Source organism: Verminephrobacter eiseniae EF01-2 (assembly GCF_000015565.1).
GTDB lineage: Bacteria > Pseudomonadota > Gammaproteobacteria > Burkholderiales > Burkholderiaceae_C > Acidovorax > Acidovorax eiseniae.
Genome location: NC_008786.1, coordinates 4,464,823 through 4,484,176, shown reverse-complemented (window position 1 = coordinate 4,484,176; position 19,354 = coordinate 4,464,823). Strand labels below are relative to the sequence as shown.

18 protein-coding genes are annotated in these 19,354 nt (G+C 66.4%); 9 read left to right on the top strand and 9 right to left on the bottom strand.

The window, feature by feature from the left end; translation table 11 throughout:
• Nucleotides 1-423: 423 nt before the first annotated feature.
• The 4 genes from yajC to VEIS_RS19785 are packed head-to-tail and all read left to right on the top strand — an operon-like array spanning nt 424 to nt 6,066.
• A complete protein-coding gene (gene yajC, locus VEIS_RS19800) occupies nt 424-759 on the top strand; it encodes a preprotein translocase subunit YajC (protein WP_041950215.1) in 336 nt (111 codons plus the stop codon).
• A 30-nt stretch (nt 760-789) separates the two neighbouring features.
• On the top strand, nt 790-2,700 hold the full coding sequence (secD, locus tag VEIS_RS19795) for a protein translocase subunit SecD (RefSeq protein ID WP_011811779.1): 1,911 nt from the start codon (nt 790-792) through the stop codon (nt 2,698-2,700).
• A 12-nt stretch (nt 2,701-2,712) separates the two neighbouring features.
• Nucleotides 2,713-3,678 (top strand): protein translocase subunit SecF, encoded by a 966-nt coding sequence (gene secF, locus VEIS_RS19790; RefSeq protein ID WP_011811778.1) that lies wholly within the window; start codon nt 2,713-2,715, stop codon nt 3,676-3,678.
• A gap of 33 nt (nt 3,679-3,711) precedes the next feature.
• Nucleotides 3,712-6,066 (top strand): DUF1631 domain-containing protein, encoded by a 2,355-nt coding sequence (locus tag VEIS_RS19785; RefSeq protein WP_011811777.1) that lies wholly within the window; start codon nt 3,712-3,714, stop codon nt 6,064-6,066.
• A 12-nt stretch (nt 6,067-6,078) separates the two neighbouring features.
• On the opposite strand, the gene dprA is transcribed toward VEIS_RS19785, so the two are convergent.
• Nucleotides 6,079-7,278, bottom strand: coding sequence for a DNA-processing protein DprA (dprA, locus tag VEIS_RS19780; RefSeq protein WP_011811776.1), 1,200 nt, complete (start codon nt 7,276-7,278; stop codon nt 6,079-6,081).
• Nucleotides 7,279-7,348: 70 nt separating this feature from the next.
• Entirely contained in the window at nt 7,349-8,611 is a 1,263-nt protein-coding gene (locus VEIS_RS19775; RefSeq protein ID WP_011811775.1) for a LysM peptidoglycan-binding domain-containing protein, read from the bottom strand.
• Nucleotides 8,612-8,797: 186 nt separating this feature from the next.
• Between VEIS_RS19775 and def the strand changes: the two genes are divergently transcribed.
• The 5 genes from def (at nt 8,798) to VEIS_RS19750 (ending at nt 13,217) form a co-directional block, all read left to right on the top strand.
• A complete protein-coding gene (gene def, locus VEIS_RS19770; protein WP_011811774.1) occupies nt 8,798-9,310 on the top strand; it encodes a peptide deformylase in 513 nt (170 codons plus the stop codon).
• Nucleotides 9,311-9,353: 43 nt separating this feature from the next.
• The gene (fmt, locus tag VEIS_RS19765) at nt 9,354-10,346 is read left to right on the top strand and encodes a methionyl-tRNA formyltransferase (RefSeq protein WP_011811773.1); all 993 of its coding nucleotides are present in this window, start codon (nt 9,354-9,356) and stop codon (nt 10,344-10,346) included.
• 14 nt (nt 10,347-10,360) lie between these two features.
• Nucleotides 10,361-11,119 (top strand): AzlC family ABC transporter permease, encoded by a 759-nt coding sequence (locus VEIS_RS19760; protein ID WP_011811772.1) that lies wholly within the window; start codon nt 10,361-10,363, stop codon nt 11,117-11,119.
• Between the two features lie 164 nt (nt 11,120-11,283).
• On the top strand, nt 11,284-11,619 hold the full coding sequence (locus tag VEIS_RS19755; RefSeq protein ID WP_041950213.1) for an AzlD domain-containing protein: 336 nt from the start codon (nt 11,284-11,286) through the stop codon (nt 11,617-11,619).
• Nucleotides 11,620-11,978: 359 nt separating this feature from the next.
• Complete coding sequence (locus VEIS_RS19750; RefSeq protein ID WP_011811770.1) at nt 11,979-13,217, top strand: phosphoglycerate kinase; 1,239 nt, start codon at nt 11,979-11,981, stop codon at nt 13,215-13,217.
• Between the two features lie 213 nt (nt 13,218-13,430).
• Here the strand turns inward: VEIS_RS19750 and VEIS_RS19745 are convergent, their stop codons facing one another.
• The 7 genes from VEIS_RS19745 to VEIS_RS19715 all read right to left on the bottom strand — a co-directional run bounded on the left by VEIS_RS19745 (nt 13,431) and on the right by VEIS_RS19715 (nt 19,187).
• Nucleotides 13,431-14,438, bottom strand: coding sequence for a branched-chain amino acid ABC transporter permease (locus VEIS_RS19745; RefSeq protein ID WP_011811769.1), 1,008 nt, complete (start codon nt 14,436-14,438; stop codon nt 13,431-13,433).
• Nucleotides 14,439-14,450: 12 nt separating this feature from the next.
• Nucleotides 14,451-15,335: a branched-chain amino acid ABC transporter permease gene (locus tag VEIS_RS19740; RefSeq protein WP_011811768.1), complete on the bottom strand. Its 885-nt coding sequence runs from the start codon at nt 15,333-15,335 to the stop codon at nt 14,451-14,453.
• Between the two features lie 67 nt (nt 15,336-15,402).
• On the bottom strand, nt 15,403-16,617 hold the full coding sequence (locus VEIS_RS19735; protein ID WP_011811767.1) for an ABC transporter substrate-binding protein: 1,215 nt from the start codon (nt 16,615-16,617) through the stop codon (nt 15,403-15,405).
• 86 nt (nt 16,618-16,703) lie between these two features.
• Nucleotides 16,704-17,429 (bottom strand): ABC transporter ATP-binding protein, encoded by a 726-nt coding sequence (locus VEIS_RS19730; RefSeq protein WP_011811766.1) that lies wholly within the window; start codon nt 17,427-17,429, stop codon nt 16,704-16,706.
• 1 nt (nt 17,430) lies between these two features.
• Nucleotides 17,431-18,201, bottom strand: a complete 771-nt coding sequence (locus VEIS_RS19725; protein ID WP_011811765.1) for an ABC transporter ATP-binding protein — start codon at nt 18,199-18,201, stop codon at nt 17,431-17,433.
• Nucleotides 18,202-18,440: 239 nt separating this feature from the next.
• Nucleotides 18,441-18,875 (bottom strand): DUF1178 family protein, encoded by a 435-nt coding sequence (locus VEIS_RS19720; protein WP_011811764.1) that lies wholly within the window; start codon nt 18,873-18,875, stop codon nt 18,441-18,443.
• A gap of 6 nt (nt 18,876-18,881) precedes the next feature.
• Nucleotides 18,882-19,187 (bottom strand): DUF2818 family protein, encoded by a 306-nt coding sequence (locus VEIS_RS19715; protein ID WP_011811763.1) that lies wholly within the window; start codon nt 19,185-19,187, stop codon nt 18,882-18,884.
• Between the last annotated feature and the right edge of the window lie 167 nt (nt 19,188-19,354).

Below are 19,354 nucleotides of genomic sequence, written 5' to 3'. Positions count from 1 at the left end.
TCACCTTCGGCTGCGGAATGAGCGCCTGCGGGCGGCCAGGCGGCGCACAGTGGCTTGGCAAAACGGCGGGGGGTTGACACAGGATGTCTCCTGGCCCGAAGCGCTGGCGCCGCTGCGCTGCGGCCAGCCGGCACCGGGCCTGACCCGGCCGGTGGCGGCACGGAACGGGCCGGGCGCGCCCGCACCGGGGGGCGATGGCCAGCGCCCGCTGGCGCCGTACCGGAACGCTGGGTTATTGCCCCGAACGGGCCTTGCGCCCTGCCGCATACAATACCCGGCCGCGCGCCCTGACAGGCGCTGTGCCCGGCTGGGCGCCATGACCGGCGCCTGGCCCGGGACATCCGTGCCCTGGCCGGCATTTTGCCCTGGCGCCGGCCCCTGGCGGCTCAGGGTATTTCGACCATCCGTTGTGGAGTCCCGTCTGTGTTCATATCTTCCGCTTTTGCCCAAACCGCGCCTGCACCTGCCGCAGGCGGTGGCGACATGATGTCGATGCTCAGCAGCCTGGCTTTGCCGGCCGCGATGATGGTGGTGCTTTATCTGGTGATGATCCGCCCCCAGATGCGGCGCCAAAAGGAGCACCGCACGATGATCGAGGCGCTGGCCCGGGGCGATGAAGTGGCCACCACCGGCGGCATCGTCGGCAGGGTGACGCGCCTGTCCGAAGGCTTTTTGCAGGTCGAGATCGCCCCGGGCGTCGAAGTGCAAATGCAGCGCAGCGCCGTGGTGCAGGTGCTGCCCAAAGGCTCGGTCAAGTAACCCGCCGGGCCTGGAGGCAAAAGCGCGATCATGAACCGTTACCCGGTCTGGAAGTACACGATCCTGGTGATCGTGCTGCTGGTGGGGGTCTTGTACACCCTGCCCAATTTCTTTGGCGAGGCGCCTGCGGTGCAGGTCTCGTCGGCCAAGACCGCCGTCGCGGTCGACGCCGCCGTGCAACAGCGGGTGCAAGAGGCGCTCCAGGCCGCAGGCATCACGCCCGACTTCGTGGAGTTGCAGGGCAATTCGGTGCGCGCGCGTTTCGACACGCCCGACACCCAGCTCCAGGCCAAGGACGCGATCGAAAAAGCCCTGGTGCCCGATGCCGGCAATGCCTCGTACATCGTGGCGCTGAACCTGGTTTCGCGCTCGCCGACCTGGCTCAAGGCGCTGCACGCCAATCCGATGTACCTGGGCCTGGACCTGCGTGGCGGCGTGCACTTCATGCTGCAAGTGGACATGCAGGCCGCGCTGACGAAAAAGGCCGAGTCCTATGCCGGCGACATCCGTGGTTTGCTGCGCGACCAGGGCATACGCCATGGCGGCGTCAGCCGCGAAGGCCAGAACATCGACATCCGGGTGCGCGACGAGGCCACGCTGACGGCCGCGCGCAACGCGATTGCCCGGTCGCTCACCGACCTGCAACTGAGCAGCCGGCCCGAAGACGGCGCCGACAGCGCCGGCGGCGGGTTCAGGCTGCGCGCTTTCATCAAGCCCGAGGCCACGCGCCTCGTGCAGGAGCAGGCGCTCAAGCAGAACATCGTCACGCTGCACAACCGGATCAACGAACTCGGCGTGGCCGAGCCCGTGATACAGCAGCAGGGCCAGGATCGCATCGTGGTGCAACTGCCCGGCGTGCAGGACACGGCCAAGGCCAAGGACATCCTGGGCCGCACCGCGACACTGGAAGTGCGCATGGTCGACGAAAGCACCGAGGCGCGCAGCGCCGCCAGCGGGCGCGTTCCGCTGCCCTTGGGGTCGGAACGCTACCCGGAGCGCAACGGCCAGCCGGTGATCGTCAAAAAGCAGGTCGTCCTGACCGGCGAGAACCTGACCGACGCGCAGCCCGGCTTCGATGGCCAGACCCAGGAGCCTACCGTCAACCTGACGCTCGACGCCAAGGGCGCGCGCATCTTTCGCGATGTCACGCGCGAGAACGTGGGCAAGCGCATGGCCATCGTGCTGTTCGAGAAGGGCCAGGGCGAAGTGGTCACGGCCCCGGTGATCCGCTCGGAGATCGGCGGCGGTCGCGTGCAGATCTCCGGCAGCATGAGCACGGACGAGGCCCACGACACCGCGTTGCTGCTGCGCGCCGGTTCGCTGGCAGCGCCGATGGAAATCATCGAAGAGTTCACCATCGGCCCGACCTTGGGCGCGGACAACATCGAGCGCGGCATCCACAGCGTGGTCTGGGGTCTGGCGGCGATTGCGCTGTTCATGTGCTGTTACTACCAGTTGTTTGGCCTGTTCTCCAGCATCGCACTGGCGGTCAACGTGCTGCTGCTGGTGGCCGTGCTGTCGATGCTGCAGGCCACGCTGACCTTGCCGGGCATCGCCGCCATGGCCTTGGCGATCGGCGTGGCGATCGACTCCAACGTGCTGATCAATGAGCGCATCCGCGAAGAATTGCGCTCGGGCATCTCCGCGCAGGCGGCCATCCACACCGGCTACGAGCGCGCCTGGGCCACCATCGTCGATTCCAACGTCACCACCCTGATTGCCGGCCTGGCCCTGCTGACCTTTGGCTCCGGCCCGGTGCGCGGCTTTGCCGTGGTGCACTGCATCGGCATCTTGACCAGCATGCTCTCGGCCGTGCTGTTCTCGCGCGCTTTGGTGAACCTGTGGTACGGGCGCCAGAAAAAGCTCAAGAGCCTGGCCATAGGCCAGGTCTGGAAGCCCGAGGCCGACAGCGCCGTGGTCAACATCAATCAAAGCGCATAAGGAACGGCGACCATGGAATTTTTCCGCATCCGCAAAGACATCCCCTTCATGAAGCAGGCGCTGGTCTTCAACGCGATCTCCTTCATCACCTTTGCGCTGGCGGTCGTCTTCTTGCTGACCCGGGGTCTGCACCTGTCGGTGGAGTTCACCGGCGGCACGGTGATGGAACTGGCCTACGGCCAGAGCGCCGATCTGGCCAAGATCCGTCAGACGGTCTCCGCGCTGGGCTACCCCGAGGTGCAGGTGCAGAACTTCGGCACCGCCCGTGACGTGATGATCCGCCTGCCGACCCTCAACAAGGACATGGACAAGAGCCTGACCTCGGCCCGGCAAAGCGAGCAGGTGCTGGCTGCGCTCCAGGCCGTGGACCCGCAGGTCAAACTGCGCCGCACCGAGTTTGTCGGCCCGCAGGTGGGCGAGGAGCTGGTGCACGGCGGCCTGATGGCGCTGGCCATGGTGGTCATCGGCATCGTGATCTACTTGGCGCTGCGCTTCGAATGGAAGTTCGGTGTCGCCGCCATCATCGCCAACCTGCATGACGTGGTGATCATCCTGGGCTTTTTTGCGTTCTTCCAGTGGGAGTTCTCGCTGTCGGTGCTGGCCGCCGTGCTGGCGGTGCTGGGCTACTCGGTCAACGAATCGGTGGTGATCTTCGACCGGATCCGCGAAGCCTTCCGCAAGTACCGCAAGATGGACACTGCGGCGGTGATCGACCACGCCATCACCAGCACGATGAGCCGCACCATCATCACCCACGCCTCGACCGAGGCCATGGTGCTGTCGATGTTCTTCTTTGGCGGCCCGAGCCTGCATTACTTTGCGCTGGCGCTGACGATAGGCATTTTGTTCGGCATCTACTCGTCGGTATTCGTCGCGGCAGCGATTGCAATGTGGCTCGGGGTCAAGCGCGAGGACTTGGTCCGGCCGATCAAAAAAGGGCCGGACCCGAGCGACCCGAATGCCGGCGCCACGGTCTGAGCGCCCCGTCGGCGTCACCTGCACCATCTGCCCATGCCAGCCCCCACCGCCCCTTCCAGCGCGCAGCGGCGCCTGCTCCGGCAGGCGCGCCAGATGTTTGTCGATGGCATCTGCGCAGGGCTGTCGGAACTGGACCAGACGCTCCTGGACTTCCTGGTGGAACTGACGCAGCAGGCGGGCACGGCGCGCCAAGCGCAGTCGCGCCGCGATGCGTTGATGCGCTACCGGGAGTTTCATGGCCTCTGGACCGAACGCTGCGCCAGGGCCTGGCAGGAAGCGCTGATACCGCATCTGAGCAGCACCTACGGCCAGACGTCGGCTGGCGGCCTCCATCTCGAACTGCTCAGCGACGATGTGGTGGAGAACAAACTGCTGGCATCGCGCATGGCCCTGACGATCAGCGAGCAGGTGCACCAGCCGTTCGACACCCTGCGCCAATGCACCCGGTCGCTGCAAGACCAGGAGCTCGAAAGCCGCGACATTTTCCGGCCTGACACCATCAGCCTGCATCTGGTCGAGCAATGGACCAACGCCGGACTGCCCCGCGTCGACCTGCAAACCGTGGTCGACCCCTTGCAGCGCAAACTGGCCGATCTGCTGCAAAAGCACTACCTGGCCGTGAATGCGTTCTATGACGCGCAGGGTGTGGCCCCATCGGATCTCAAGTCCCGCGTGCGGCGCACCGATACGGAAAAAGGCGTTCTCTCCAGAAACACCCAACCGGGCGCGCAGTCGCAGACCATGGGTTGGCACTCGCAGTACGCCGGCGCCGGAACCGGCGGCGACATGCCCCGCTTCGGACCGTCATCCGCGACACCTGCCGAGTCCAGGCTGGGCCGCATGGTGCCTGCGCCTGCCGGCATGCCCGCTGCTTTCGGGCCCGGCGGCATCAGCCCCATGGAGCAGCAGCGCCAGCAGGCCCAGGGCATGGTCGGGCAATTGCACCAGTTGCTGACCTCGGCCGCCGGGCCGGCCCCGGCCTCCATGGCCTTGGCACAGGCGCTGGCGGCCTATCGGATGCAGGCCATTGCCAGTGTCGATGCCGGCGCCGGCGCCGGCGCCATCGACGGCCTGGCCAGCGACGCCCCGGTGGCCGTGGTGCAACTGGTGAGCGCGGCGCGCGAGCAATCCATCGAGCTCAAGCAGAAGGCCGAAACCCCGGCCGAGAAGGCGACCATCGAAGTGGTGGCGCTGATGTTCCAGAGCATCCTGTCCGAGGAGCGCATCCCCGTGGCAGTGCGCATCTGGTTTGCCAGGCTGCAGGTGCCGGTGCTGCGCGTGGCATTGGCCGAGCCGGATTTCTTCAGCAACCTGGACCATCCGGCGCGCAAACTGATCGACCGCATGGGCGCCTGCGCAATGGGTTTCAACTCGACCGCCATCGATGGCAGCGCGCTGGAAGCGCAAGTGCGCCGCGCCGTGCAAATGATCGAGCAGTACCCGGAGACCGGCAGCCGGGTGTTCCAACTGGTGCTCGACGAGTTCGAGAAATTCCTGGCCAAGTTCCTGACCGAAAAGCAGACCACGGCACGCCTGGTGACGGTGGCCCAGCAGGTCGAGCAAAAAGAAGCGCTGACCATCCGCTACACCATCGAGCTGCGCGCCATGCTGCGCGACATGCCGGTGCGCGATGAACTGCGGGATTTTCTGTTCAAGGTCTGGGCCGAGGTGCTGGCGCTATCGGCCTTGCGCGACGGTCCGCAGCATATGGACACCATCACGCTCAAGCGCACGGCGGCCGACCTGGTCTGGTCCGCCAGCGCCAAGCCCCACCGCAAAGACCGCACCCTGGTCATACAGAGCCTGCCAAGCCTGCTGCAACGCCTGCGCCAGGGCCTGGCACTGCTGGGTGTCACGGGCCCGCAGCAGGATGCGCAGATCAAGGTCCTGACCAACACGCTGGCCGATGCCTTCCAGTGCAAGACCGCGTTGATCCCGCAAGCGCAGATCGAGAGCATGGCCAAGCGCCTGGACAACCTGGAGGACTTCATCAGCGACACCACGCTGGGCGACATGCCGCTCAACACCGAAAACATCGAGATGCTGCTGGGCATCGATGCCTCTTCGATCCATGTGGTGGCCGACAATGGCACACCGGTAGACGACGCCATGCTGGCCTGGGCGCAGCAACTGCCGCTGGGCAACTGGTACACGCTGGACCACAACGGCGTTGCGGTCCAGGCGCAATACGCCTGGCACAGCGAGCGCAAACAACTGCACCTGTTCGCCACCGTCGATGGCCGCAGCTATCTGATCCAACTGCGCCGGCTGGCCACCTACCTGCAAGCGGGCCTGCTGCTGGCCCAGGACAACGAGGGCCTGACGGTGCGCGCAACGCGCGATGCGCTGGCCAAGCTCGGCGCCAACCCCGAGCGGCTCTTGAACTGAAACTGAAGATTCTCAGCCCCGGGCCAAGCGCTGAAACAAGCCCCCCGGCAAGCGCGCCACGCTGCCGGCCAACTCCAGCTCCAGCAACGCCACCTGCAGCGCGGCGGTAGCCATGCCGGTGCGTGCCAGCAGCGCATCGATGCCGATCGGATCGAACCCCAGGGCCGCCAGCAACGGCGTGTCCATCGCGGACCCTGCGGCAGGCGCATCGGCCCCTGCGGTGGGCGGCGTATCGGCATCGGCCCCGGCCCCGGCCCCGGCCCCGGGCGCCGCCGCCCTGCGGGCCGGAATCACCAGTTCCTGCAACACATCCTGCGCCGACTCGACCAGCTTCGCGCCCTGGCGTATCAGCGCATGGCAGCCACGCGACTGGGGTGCATGGATCGAGCCTGGAATCGCAAACACCTCGCGCCCCTGCTCGGCCGACAGCCTGGCCGTGATCAATGAACCCGAGGCCAGCGCGGCCTCCACCACCAGGCAACCCTGCGACAGGCCGGCGATGATGCGGTTGCGCTTGGGAAAATGGGCCGCCAGCGGCGGCGTGCCGAGCGGGTATTCGCTGATCAGCAGCCCGGAGGCTGCGATGCGGCGCGCCAGATCGATGTTCTTGCGCGGATAGACCTGGTCCAGCCCGGTGCCGACCACGGCCAGCGTGGCGGCCACCCCGGCGCCGGTCAGCGCCGCATCCAGCGCGCCTTCATGGGCGGCCGCATCGATCCCCAGCGCCAAGCCGGAGACGATGCCCAGCCCTGCGCCATGCAAGGCCCGGGCAAACTGGCGCGCGTTCTCTGCGCCCTGGGCACTGGGGTTGCGGCTGCCCACCACGGCCAGGCAGGGGCCAGCGGGAAAAGCCTGCTGCGCGAGCAAATGCGCCGGCCCCATCAGGTAGAGCAACAGCGGCGGGTCAGGCGTTTCCAGCAGCGTCTGCGGGTAGCGGCTGTCGCCCAAGGTGACGATGGCATGCGCCGGCCCTTGCGGATCGGCGCCGGACAGCCACCGCTCGGTCTTTTCCAGCAGCGCCTGCCAGGTCGGCGGGACGGCGCACAAGGCCCGCGCCTGCGCGTCCGACACGCATTGCTGCAACGCCGCCGCAGACTGCGCAAAAATCGCCTGCGGCATGCCGAAGCAGGCCAGCAGGCGCCGTGCCGCGCCGTTGCCGACCCCGGCAGTGACGGTCAGACGCAACCAGGCCGCAAGCTCTTCACGGTCCATGCCGTCTACCGGGTTCCAGCGCTACTGGCTGCTGCCTGCACGGCGCGGGCGGCCCTTGCGACCACGCGAACTACCGGGGGTTGACCAGGCGGTCACCCACGCGCACGGCGTTGCGGATTTCCAGGATCAGCGCATAGGACACCCGATCGAAGGTGCGAAACACCATGGCCGTGCCATTGATCTCATTGGGCAGCTTGATCGCCGGCTTGCCTTCTTCGGTGCCATCCGCGATGCTCGCGCCCTTGTTGACCAAGCTCAGCACATAGCCCGGCTCGATGCCGTCCTGCGCGCCCTTGTTGATCGATACCACCTGGTTTTGCGCCGCGAATTCCACCGCCGCATTGCCGTAGAGCGCCACCACACGGGCATCCACATCGGACTTCGGGGCGCGCGGGACATAGCCCGAAAAAACCCGGGCCGGCGCCGGCAGCAGGCGATCGCCGGCCTGTATCTCGCCTTTGGTGGCCGACAAATCGATCGTCGCGGGCACATGCTTGCTGGTATGGCCGCCCTTGCCGTCCGGGACATCCTCCATCGACTCGCCGCGCACCAGTTCCGCCTGGCCCAGGTACTGGGCTTCGTAGGCCAGCACCTCGCCGGTGCCGGGGTCTTTGAGCGCAGTCGCGTCGCGGAACACGCGGTAGCGGCGCGACGCGCTCGTGCTGCCGGCAAGCAACGGCGACTTGGCGCTGCCACGGGCGTAGACACGGTCGCCACTGGCCATCAGCATCCGGTCATCGGTCATCGCCACCACCCGTGGCGCTTGCAGCAAGACCTGCGGGTCGACCACCAGCGGTTCGGCCAAAAAAGGCTCGACCAGATCGGGATTGAGCGTGGGCAGCGCCACATCGGCCAGGCTGTCACTGCGCGTGCGCGGCGAGACCCGAACGGTGTCGGGCTCGGCGGCAGCGGAGCGGCTGCTGCGCAGGCGGGCGTAAGCGCCATCCTTTTCCAGGTACAGCGTCTGGCCCGGAAAGATCAGGTGCGGGTTGTGGATGGTCTCGCGGTTCATGCCCCACAACTGCGGCCAATACCATGGGTGCTTGAGGAACAGACCGGCAATGCCCCACAGCGTATCGCCGCGCTTGACGCTGTAGCTGTCTGGCGCGCCGGGCGCCAGTTCTTGCAGCGGCACGCCGTGTTCGGCCACTTGCTGCGCCGTCGCGCGCTGCTGCGCCGTGGTGTGTGGCTGTGCTGCCGGCACGCTGCCGGCAGGCGAGGGTTGATCTTGCGCCTGCGCCGCCGCGACCAGCATGGCGCCCGCCAAGAGCGTGCCCCAGCCGGTCCGTCGCGCGCTGGTGAATGCCGTCATGTGATTCCTTGTTTGCTGCATGAATGAAACGTCCCCCCCTCATCGGGGCTGCACAGCGCAGAAAAGCTGCGCGACCGGGCCTGGCCCAACGTTGAAAACCATTCGAGATTCTCTGCCCAAGCCCTTGATCCGGCAACGATTATGGGGCTGCGGCGCTGCCGTCGGCGGCAAAAGTGGCGAAAATAGCGACAGCTCTTACCGATCGCCATGGCCATTCTTCTTCCCATTCTCCGTTACCCCGATCCCCGGCTGCACCGGATCGCCCGCCCGGTGCTCGCGGTCGATGAGCGCATCCGCGCGCTGGCGGACGACATGCTGGCCACCATGTACCAGGCCCAGGGCATTGGCCTGGCGGCCACCCAGGTCGATGTGCATGAGCGGCTGCTGGTCGTCGATGTCTCCGATGAGCACGACCAGCCCCTGGTGCTGATCAACCCCGAAATCATCTGGACCAGCGCGGAGAAACAGACGCACAACGAAGGCTGCCTGTCCGTGCCCGGCATTTACGACGATGTCGAGCGCTTTGACGCCGTGCATGTGCGGGCCTTGGACACCCGGGGGCAGCCGCAGGTCATCGAGGCCGATGGCCTGCTGGCCATGTGCTTGCAGCACGAGATGGACCATTTGCAGGGCAAGGTGTTCGTGCAGTACCTCTCGCCCCTCAAGCGCAACCGCATCAAGACCAGGATGATCAAGCAGCAGCGCGAGGCCCGGGCCTGATGCGGCCACCCCGCGCAGCCACGGACACTGGCCAGATTCTCCGATGAAAGTCGTCTTTGCCGGCACCCCCGGCTTTGCCCGCGTTGCGCTGCAGCGCTTGCTCGACGCCGGTTTCAGCCTGCCGCTGGTGCTGACCCGACCGGACCAGCCTGCGGGCCGGGGCCTGCAATGGCAGGCTTCGCCGGTCAAGCAATGCGCGCTGGCGCATGGCCTGGCCGTGGCGCAGCCGCGCAGCCTGCGCCTCGATGGCCGATACCCGCAAGACGCTGCGGCGGCCCGCGCTGCGTTGCTGGCCGCGCAGGCCGAGGTGATGGTGGTGGCCGCCTACGGGCTGATCCTGCCGCAGTGGGTGCTGGACCTGCCCGCGCGCGGCTGCCTGAACATCCACGCCAGCCTGCTGCCCCGCTGGCGCGGCGCGGCGCCGATACAGCGCGCCATCGAGGCCGGTGACACGCACACCGGCGTGACCATCATGCAGATGGATGCGGGCCTGGACACCGGCGCGATGCTGCTGAGCCAAGGCAGCGCCATCGCCCCCACCGACACCACGGCCACGCTCCATGACCGGCTCGCCGCGCTGGGTGCCGACCTGATCGTGCAGGCATTGGAAAAAATGGCCGCCGGCGCCGACCTGCCCGCGCTGGCGCAACCGGCCCAAGGCGTTGCTTACGCCCGCAAGATCGAAAAATCCGAAAGCAGTATCGACTGGTCGCTGCCGGCGCAACGGATCGGCCAGCGCATCCGGGCCTTCGACCCGGCGCCCGGCGCCAGCACCACCTGCAACGGCACCAGCATCAAGCTATGGGGCTATGCCATCGATGGCGCAACGATCGATGGCCAAAGGGGCGTACCCCGGATGCACCCCGGGCAAATCCTGTCCGCAGATGACAGCGGCATTGCGGTGGCCTGCGGACAGGGCACGGCGCTGCGCCTGACCGTGCTGCAACGCGCCGGCGGCAAGCGGCTGGCCGCCGCCGACTTTCTGCGCGGCTTTGCCCTGCAGCCGGGCATGTGGCTGGGCGCAGCGCGCGCATGAACCGCAGGGACCGCATGGACCGTCTGCTGCGCCATCCCGCGTTCCGGCTCGCCGCCGTCGACATGCTGGGCATCTCGATGGGCACGGCGGCCTGGGGTCTGGTGACCGGCGTGGCCATGGTCAAGGGCGGCCTGTCGGTTGGCATGGCGACGCTGATGTCGCTGCTGGTCTACTCCGGCAGCGTGCAACTGGCCGTGATACCGCTGATGACCGCAGGCTCGCCGCTGTGGGTCATCTGGCTCACCGCCGTCTGCATGAACCTGCGTTTCGTGATCTTCAGCAACCTGTGGCGCAGCTACTTTGCGCAACTGCCGCTGCGCCAACGCCTGGCGATCGGCTACTTCAGCGCTGACCTGGTCTATGTGAATTTCATGCGGCGTTTCCCGCAACCCCGGCCAGCGCCCGAGCAGACGCCGTATTTCTGGGGCGCGGCCAGCACCAACTGGCTGGCCTGGCAATTGCCGGCGCTGGCCGGCATCGTGCTGGCCAACGTGGTGCCGCTGTCCTGGGGCCTGGGCTTTGCGGGGGTGCTGGCCTTGCTGGGCGTATTGCTGTCGCTGCTGTTCGACCGGGCCACCTGGCTGGCCGCTGGCGTTGCCGCCACGGCCGCGATTGCGGCCTTTGCGCTGCCGCTCAAGCTCAACATCCTGGTGGCGCTGGCGGCGGCCGTGGCGGCCGGACTGCTGATCGAAGCGCTGGAGCAGCGCTGGGACGGGCTTTCGCGCTGGCGTAGACCACTGCACAAGCGCAGGCCGCTGCGCAAGGAGCGCTAGTGTCGTGTCACCGATCAGATGTCGTAGGCTGCGCGCAGCCATCGGAGCGCAGCGCAAGGCGCATCGCGCAGCCAATACCGAGCGTATTGGCAAGCGATGCAACGCCGCGATGCGCTTCGATGGCCAGCGCAGACCGACAGATGATCGGTGACGCGACACTAGCGATGAACCACGCCTGGGTCGAACCCGTGATTGCCACCCTGGGCCTGACCCTGGTCACGGTGCTGGCGCGCTCGTTTTTCATGCTCTCCGAACGCGAGCTACCGCTGCCCGGCTGGCTCAGGCGCGGGTTCAAGTACGCGCCCCTGGCCGCCCTGACGGCCGTGATCGCACCCGAAATCCTGATGACCCAGGGCGCGCCCATCACCACCTTGCTGGACGCGCGCCTGCCCGCCGTGCTGTGCGCCAGCGCCTACTACTTCTGGCGCCGTGGCATCCTGGGCACCATCGTGGCCGGCATGTCGGTCTATCTGCCGCTGCACATGGTCTGGGGTTGGTAAGCGCAGGGCACAGCAGGGGGCGAGCGCCCGGTGCGGCGGCCCGGGGTGCGCCGTCCGGCACATGACGGCACATGAAGATGGCGCCTTGTGCGCCGGGGCGGCGTTGCCAATCCTCGCGGCAGTTCCGGCCATCGCTGCGGTTGGCTCTTTGCCCTGACAGGCAGCGCATCGATGGCATTGCGTGCAGCCATTGGCGGGACGGTGCACCCATTCCATCCCTGAATCACCCGTGCACTTCGTCGGCGTCGCTTGCCGTACATTTGTGCCGTCTGCGCTTCGCCTTCACCTTCGCTTTCACGAACGATTTGGAAATGGAATCAGGGTGCGCAGCCCATGCGCGCCCCAGGAAACCCCCAGCCATGAACGACATCCTCCGCTTTTCCGATCTGTGCGCCCGGGGCCAGGCCCAGGGCCGGCGCGTCTTCATCCGCGCCGACCTGAACGTGCCGCAGGACGCCGCCGGCCGCATCACCGAGGACACCCGCATCCGGGCCTCGCTGGACTGCATCCGCATGGCGCTTCAAGCCGGAGCCGCCGTGATGGTGACCAGCCACCTGGGCCGCCCGAGCGAAGGCCAGTTCAGGCCCGCAGACTCTCTGGCGCCGGTGGCGGCCCGGCTGGCGCAGTTGCTCGGCCATGCGGTGCCGCTGGTCAGCGACTGGGTGGAGGGCGTTGCCGTCGCCCCGGGCCAGGTCGTGCTGCTGGAAAACTGCCGTCTGAATGTCGGGGAGAAAGAAAACCGGCAAGCCCTGGCCCGTCGACTGGCCGCGCTGTGCGACATCTACGTGAACGACGCCTTTGGCAGCGCCCACCGCGCCGAAGGCACAACCCATGGCATCGCCCGGTTTGCCCCCTTGGCCTGCGCCGGCCCGCTGCTGGCGGCCGAGATCGACGCGCTGACCCAGGCGCTGGCCCAGCCCCGGCGCCCACTGGTCGCGATTGTGGCCGGCTCCAAGGTGTCGACCAAACTGACCATATTGCAAAGCCTGGCCGACAAGGTCGATCAACTCATCGTCGGCGGCGGCATCGCCAACACCTTCATGCTGGCGGCGGGCCTGCCCATAGGCAAAAGCCTGGCCGAGCCCGACCTGCAGGGCGCCGCCCGGTCCGTGATGGCGGCGCTGAAGGCCCGGGGTGCCGAGGTGCCGATTCCCACCGACGTGGTGGTGGCCCGGCGTTTTGCCGCCGACGCGCCGGCCACCGTGAAAGCCGCCGCCGACGTAGCGCCCGACGACATGATTCTGGACATCGGCCCCGACACGGCGGCCCGCCTGGCCCGGCAACTCGAATGCGCCGGCACCATCGTCTGGAACGGCCCGGTCGGGGTGTTCGAGTTTGCCGCATTCGACGGCGGCACCCGCACCATCGCCCGGGCGATTGCCGAATCGGCCGCATTCAGCATTGCCGGCGGCGGCGACACGCTCGCGGCCATCGCCAAGTACGGCATCGCCCGGCAAGTGGGCTACATCTCGACCGGCGGCGGGGCCTTTCTGGAGATGCTCGAAGGCAAAAAGCTCCCGGCCCTGGCCATCCTGGAGCAGCGCGCAACGGCCGCCGGGCAAGCCGCAAGCGCGCCGGCGCCGCATCGACCCGCGTAGCCGCCATCGGCCGGCAGCGGCAATTCCTGCGGCACCAGACGCGCGCCGGGACGCTGCCACCATGGCGCCGCGCCGCGCATACCCGCGCTGGGCCGGAGCCACCAGCAGGCCACCCCTCCCATGTGGCCCTATTGCCCATATGGGCCCATATTGATCCGCATGACCCGCATGACCCGCATGGCGGCCCCATACGGGCCTGCCGGTCGGAGCGCGTCAGTGTGGTGGGCTGCTGACGCCCCTCGCATGGCGCCGGGCCAGCCAGGCGCTGATTTCGCCCATGATGCCGCGACGGAATGCCAGCACGCAGACCACGAAGATCAGGCCCGTGACCATGGTCACTGATTCGCCCAAGGTTCGGAACCATTGCACATGGCTCAGCGCCGCCAGCAGGTTGCCGAATTCGCCGATCTTGTTTTCCAGCAGCACCACCACGGCAGCGCCGACCAGCGGGCCGGACAGGGTGCCCAGGCCACCCAGCAGCGTCATCAAGATGACCTGGCCGGAGGCAGTCCAGTGCACGTCGGACAGCGTGGCAAAGCCGAGCACCAGCGTCTTGAGCGCGCCCGCCAGGCCGGCCAATGCGGCCGACAGCACGAAGGCCAGCAGCTTGAAGCGGTGCGTGTCGTAGCCCAGCGAGATGGCGCGCGGCTCGTTCTCCTTGATGCCCTTGAGCACTTGGCCAAACGGTGAGTGGATGGTGCGCACGATGAGCAAAAACGCCAGCACCACGATCACCAGCACCAAGTAGTACATGGCCAGATCGCTGTGCAGATCGATCAGGCCGAACAGCTTGCCGCGCGGCACGCCCTGCAGGCCGTCCTCGCCCCCGGTGAACGGGGCCTGCACGCAGGCAAAGAACAGCATCTGGGCCAGCGCCAGCGTGATCATCGAAAAGTAGATGCCTTGGCGGCGGATCGCCAGCCAGCCGAACAGCAGCCCGAGCAGCGCGCCGCCGGCACTGCCCAGCAGCAGGCCCAGTTCCGGCGTCAGGCCCCAGACCTTGATCGCATGCCCGGCCAGATAAGCCGCGCCGCCCAGGAACGCGGCATGGCCGAAGGACAGCAGGCCGGTGTAGCCCAGCAGCAGGTTGAACGCCGAAGCAAACAGGGCAAAGCACATCAGCTTCATCGCGAACACCGGGTAAGCGCCCAGAAATGGCGCCGCCAGCAGGGCCAACAGCAGCAGGCCGTAACCGATGGCCCGGGTGTTTCTGGAATTCATGCCGGCGCCCTCCTATTTTTCTTTGCCGAACAGCCCGGCGGGACGAATCAGCAAAACGATCACCATGATCACGAACACCACGGTGGAGGAGGCTTGCGGGTAGAACACCTTGGTAAAGCCCTCGATGACGCCCAGCCCCAGCCCGGTGAGGATGGCGCCCATGATCGAGCCCATGCCGCCGATCACCACCACGGCGAAGACCACGATGATGAGGTTCTGGCCCATCAGCGGGGTGACCTGGTAGACCGGGGCTGCGAGCACGCCGGCAAACGCGGCCAGCGCTGCGCCAAAGGCGTAGGTCAGCGTCACCATCAGCGGCACGTTGATGCCGAAGGCTTCGACCAGGCGCGGGTTTTCCGTGCCGGCGCGCAGATAGGCGCCGAGCTTGGTTTTCTCGATCACATACCAGGTGCCCAGGCACACCACCAGCGAGGCCAGCACCACCCAGGCCCGGTAGTTGGGCATGATCATGAAGCCGAGCCCGGTGGCGCCTTCGAGCAGTTCGGGGGGGTCGTAGCCCAGGCCCGAGACCCCGTAGACCGAGCGGAACACCCCTTCGATCAGCAGCGTCAGACCGAGCGTGAGCAGCAGGCCGTACAGGTGGTCGAGCCGGTAAATCCAGCGCAGCAGCAGGCGCTCGATCAGCGCCCCGAACAGGCCCACCACCAGCGGCGCCAGCACCAGCATCCACCAGTAGTTGAGCCCCCAGTAGTTCAGCGCCATCCAGGTCATCAGGGCGCCGGACATGAACAGCGCCCCGTGGGCAAAGTTGATGACGTTGAGCAGACCGAAGATCACCGCCAGCCCGAGGCTCAAAATGGCATAGAACGAGCCGTTGACCAGCCCCAAAAGGAGCTGGCTCAACAGGCCCGACAATGAGACGCCGAAGATTTCCATGGGCAAGCAAGTGGCACTGGGGCACTGGTCAGGGGGTGGGAACGGGCTGCGCCGGCCGTCGGGGGCGTCACTTCCAGAGCGCGCATTTGCTCTCGGCCTTGGTGGTGAATACCTCGTCGCCCGGCAGTTTCTTGATCAGTTTGTAGTAGTCCCAGGGCTTGGTCGATTCCGAAGGTTTCTTGACCTCCATCAGGTACATGTCATGCACATAGCGGCCGTCGGCACGCAATTGGCCCGAGCCGAAGAAGTCGTTCATCTTCATGCCGCGCCAGGTGCTCATCACCTTGTCGGCGTCCACCGTCTTGGCGGCTTCGACGGCCTTGAGGTAGTTCATCGTCGCCGAGTAGTCGGCCGCCTGTATCGACGAGGGCATGCGCTTGGTCTTGTCGAAGAAGCGGGCAGCGAATTTGCGTGTTTCATCGTTCATGTCCCAGTACCAACTGGTGGTGAACTGCAGGCCCTCGGTGTTGCGCAGGCCCAGGCTGTGCACGTCGGTCAGGAAGATCAGCAGACCGGCGATCTGCATGCTCTTGCTGATGCCGAACTCTTTGGCCGCCTTGATCGCGTTGATGGTGTCGCCACCGGCGGTGGCCAGGCCCAGGATTTGCGCCTTGGAGCTTTGCGCCTGCAACAAGAAGGACGAGAAGTCCGATGCGTTCAGCGGATGGCGCACCGAGCCGACCACGGTGCCGCCCTTGGCTTTGATCACGGCGCTGGTGTCGGCTTCGAGCGCGTGGCCGAAGGCATAGTCTGCCGTCAGGAAGAACCAGCTCTTGCTGCCGGCATCGACGATGGCCGAGGCCGTGCCCTTGGCCAGTGCCACGGTGTCGTAGGCATAGTGCACCGTGTAAGGCGAGCATTGCTCATTGGTCAGGGCCGAACTGGCCGCGCCGTTGTTGATGTACACCCGTTTTTTCTCGGCCGCCACTTTGGCCGTCGCCAATGCGGTGCCGGAATTGCTGCCGCCAAACACCATGGTCAGGCCCTGGGTGTCTATCCATTCGCGCGCCTTCGAGGCGGCGATGTCGGCCTTGTTCTGATGGTCTGCGCTGAGCAACTCGATCGGCATGCCCAGCACCTTGCCGCCAAAGTCGTCGATCGCCATCTGTATCGCCAGCGCGCCGTTCTTGCCTTCGAGGTCGGCGTACAGGCTGGACATGTCGGTGATGAAGCCGATCTTGAGCTTGTCTGGCGTCTGTTGCGCCCATGCGGTCGAGGTGGCCGAGGCGACCAGGCAGGCAATGCCCAGCATCGAGGCCAGCACTTTGGATCGTTTCTTCATGGATCTTCTCCTGTGGATGAAAACCGGGGATTGGGATAAGCGGGGTAAGCGGGGGAGGGGGGAGATGCGGGGCGGCAGGGCGGGCCTCAAACGCCGAGCAGTTCAGTGAGCACGGGCATTTTCTGCGGGAGCTCGCGGGCGCCGAACTGCTCGACGATGCGGCCATGCTCCATCACGTAAAAACGGTCGGCCAGCGGCGCGGCAAAGTGGAAGTTCTGCTCGACCATGACCACGGTGTAGCCCTTTTCGCGCAGCATGGTGATCATGCGCGCCAGGGCCTGAACGATGACCGGGGCCAGCCCCTCGGAGATTTCATCGAGCAGCAGCAACCGGGCGCCGGTGCGCAAAATGCGCGCCACGGCCAGCATCTGCTGCTCGCCACCGGACAGCCGCGTGCCCTGGCTGTTCTTGCGCTCGGCCAGGTTAGGGAACAGGGCGTAGATTTCCTGCACCGACATGCCCGCCGAGCCGGTTTTGAGCAGCGGGGGCAACAGCAGATTTTCTTGACACGACAGGCTGGAGAAGATGCCGCGCTCTTCCGGGCAGTAGCCCACGCCCAGGTGGGCAATGCGGTGCGTGGGCAGGTTCACCGTCTCGACGCCGTTGATCCTGATCGTGCCCTGGCGCGTTCCGGTCAAACCCATGATGGCGCGCAGCGTGGTGGTGCGGCCCGCGCCATTGCGCCCGAGCAGCGTGACCACTTCACCGGGCCGCACGACGATGTCCACGCCATGCAGCACATGCGACTGGCCATACCAAGCCTGAAGGTTGCAGATTTCGAGCGCCGGGGTGTTCGCTGCAGGGGCCGCCATGTCAGTGCGCCCCCTGCAATGGGCCGTCGGTCGTGCCCATGTAGGCCTGCATCACCTGCGGGTTGTTCGACACTTCGGCGTAAGGCCCTTCGGCCAGCACCGCGCCGCGTTGCAGCACCGTGATGCGATCCGCGATGCTGGCGACCACTTTCATGTTGTGCTCGACCATCAGGACGGTGCGGCCGGCGGCCACCTTCTCGATCAACTGCGTGACCCGATCGACATCCTCATGGCCCATGCCCTGGGTGGGTTCGTCGAGCAGCATCAGTTCAGGCTCCAGCGCCAGCGTGGTGGCAATCTCGAGCGCGCGCTTGCGGCCATACGGCAGGTTCACGGTCAGTTCGCCGGCCAGTTCGGCAAGCCCTACTTCACTCAACAGTTGCATTGCGCGCTCATTCAACTGGTGCAATGTGCGCTCGCTGCGCCAAAAGTAAAAAGAGCTGCCGAGCTTGCGCTGCAAGCCCAGGCGCACGTTCTCCAGCAAGCTCAGCTGCGGGAACACGGCGGAAATCTGGAACGAGCGGATCACGCCACGGCGGGCGATCTGCGCTGGCTGCTCGCGCGTGATGTCATGCCCGTTGAAGCGGATGACGCCCGAGGTAGGCTCCAGGAATTTGGTCAACAGGTTGAAGCAAGTGGTCTTGCCGGCCCCGTTGGGGCCGATCAGCGCATGGATGCTGCCCCGGCGCACAGCCAGGTTCACATCGCTGACGGCAGTAAAGCCCTTGAACTCTTTGGTCAGGCTGCTGGTTTCAAGAATGACATCGCTCATTGCGCCTGGACCGCTTCATCGGGTGCTGAAAGAAAAAAAGAACCTTGGCAATGGGCCGAGGTCTGCGTGGACTCGTCGCGCCACGCATCGTATGCCACCAACCCGGCAGTAGCTACTGGGACAAATGCTGATGGGCGCTGACATTGTCTATTGAATTGGTAGCATCCAGTGTGTATGAATGTTGCGCCGGCAGTACAGGAACCCTGGGCCGCCGGAGCGTATGCAGTGGCAAGCAAAGACTACTGCAGGGTTTCCTTGGCCGCCACCGGCAAAGGCATGGGCAGCACGGCAATCCCCTCTTCGATCAGTTGCAGCGCATCATGGGGCGTCGCCTGGCCGCGAATCGCGCGCTCCGGCACTTCGCCATGGTGCATGCGCCGCGCTTCCTGGGCAAAGCGCGGCCCTACATCCTCGGTATTGGCCATCAGTTTGCGCGCCAAGGCCAGCCAGGCGGCCTGCGCGCCGGCATCGGCCGCAGCACTGTCGTTTGCCGCCGGCGCTGCGCGCGCGCCGAGGTTCAGCCGCGGGGCGCTCAAACGCTTTTCGATATGCTCGTCCGCGCACAGCGGGCATTGCACCAAGCCGCGCTGCTGCTGGCTGCGAAAGTCCTCCTCGCAGGCAAACCAGCCCTCGAAGACATGGCCTTGCCGACATTGCAGATCAAGCACCTTCATCGCAGTTCAGCCATGGCGGCGCAGCAGGTAGCGATAGACAAAGCCGGGGAATGCCAAGGTCAGGAACAGCGGCCCGGTGATGGCATAAAACTCCCAGCCCTGCGGCGCGATCTGCCCGGCACGGCGCTCCAGCAACAGCGCCAGTCCCCCGACCACAAAGTACAGCACGACCAGTTCGGCCAGCCGCGCGAACAAGGGCTTGCCGGCGCTGGCCACAGGCCCGAGCAGCCCCCAGCGCTGGTTGACGAAGGGCCCATTGGCCGCCATGAAGGCGGCCACGATGATGAGCCAGACGGAGCCGGAAAGAGACATGAAACAACCTGGTTTTCAAAGCAAGCATGCGCCGGACGGGCCGCAGCGTCCACGCCGCCGAGCCACTGCGGATCAGCGGATCAGCGGTGGTGCCGCAGGAGGTGATGGTATCAGTGCCAGCGCCCCGGCCGGCATGGCTCAGTGCCCGTGTTTGCAGATGCCGTCTC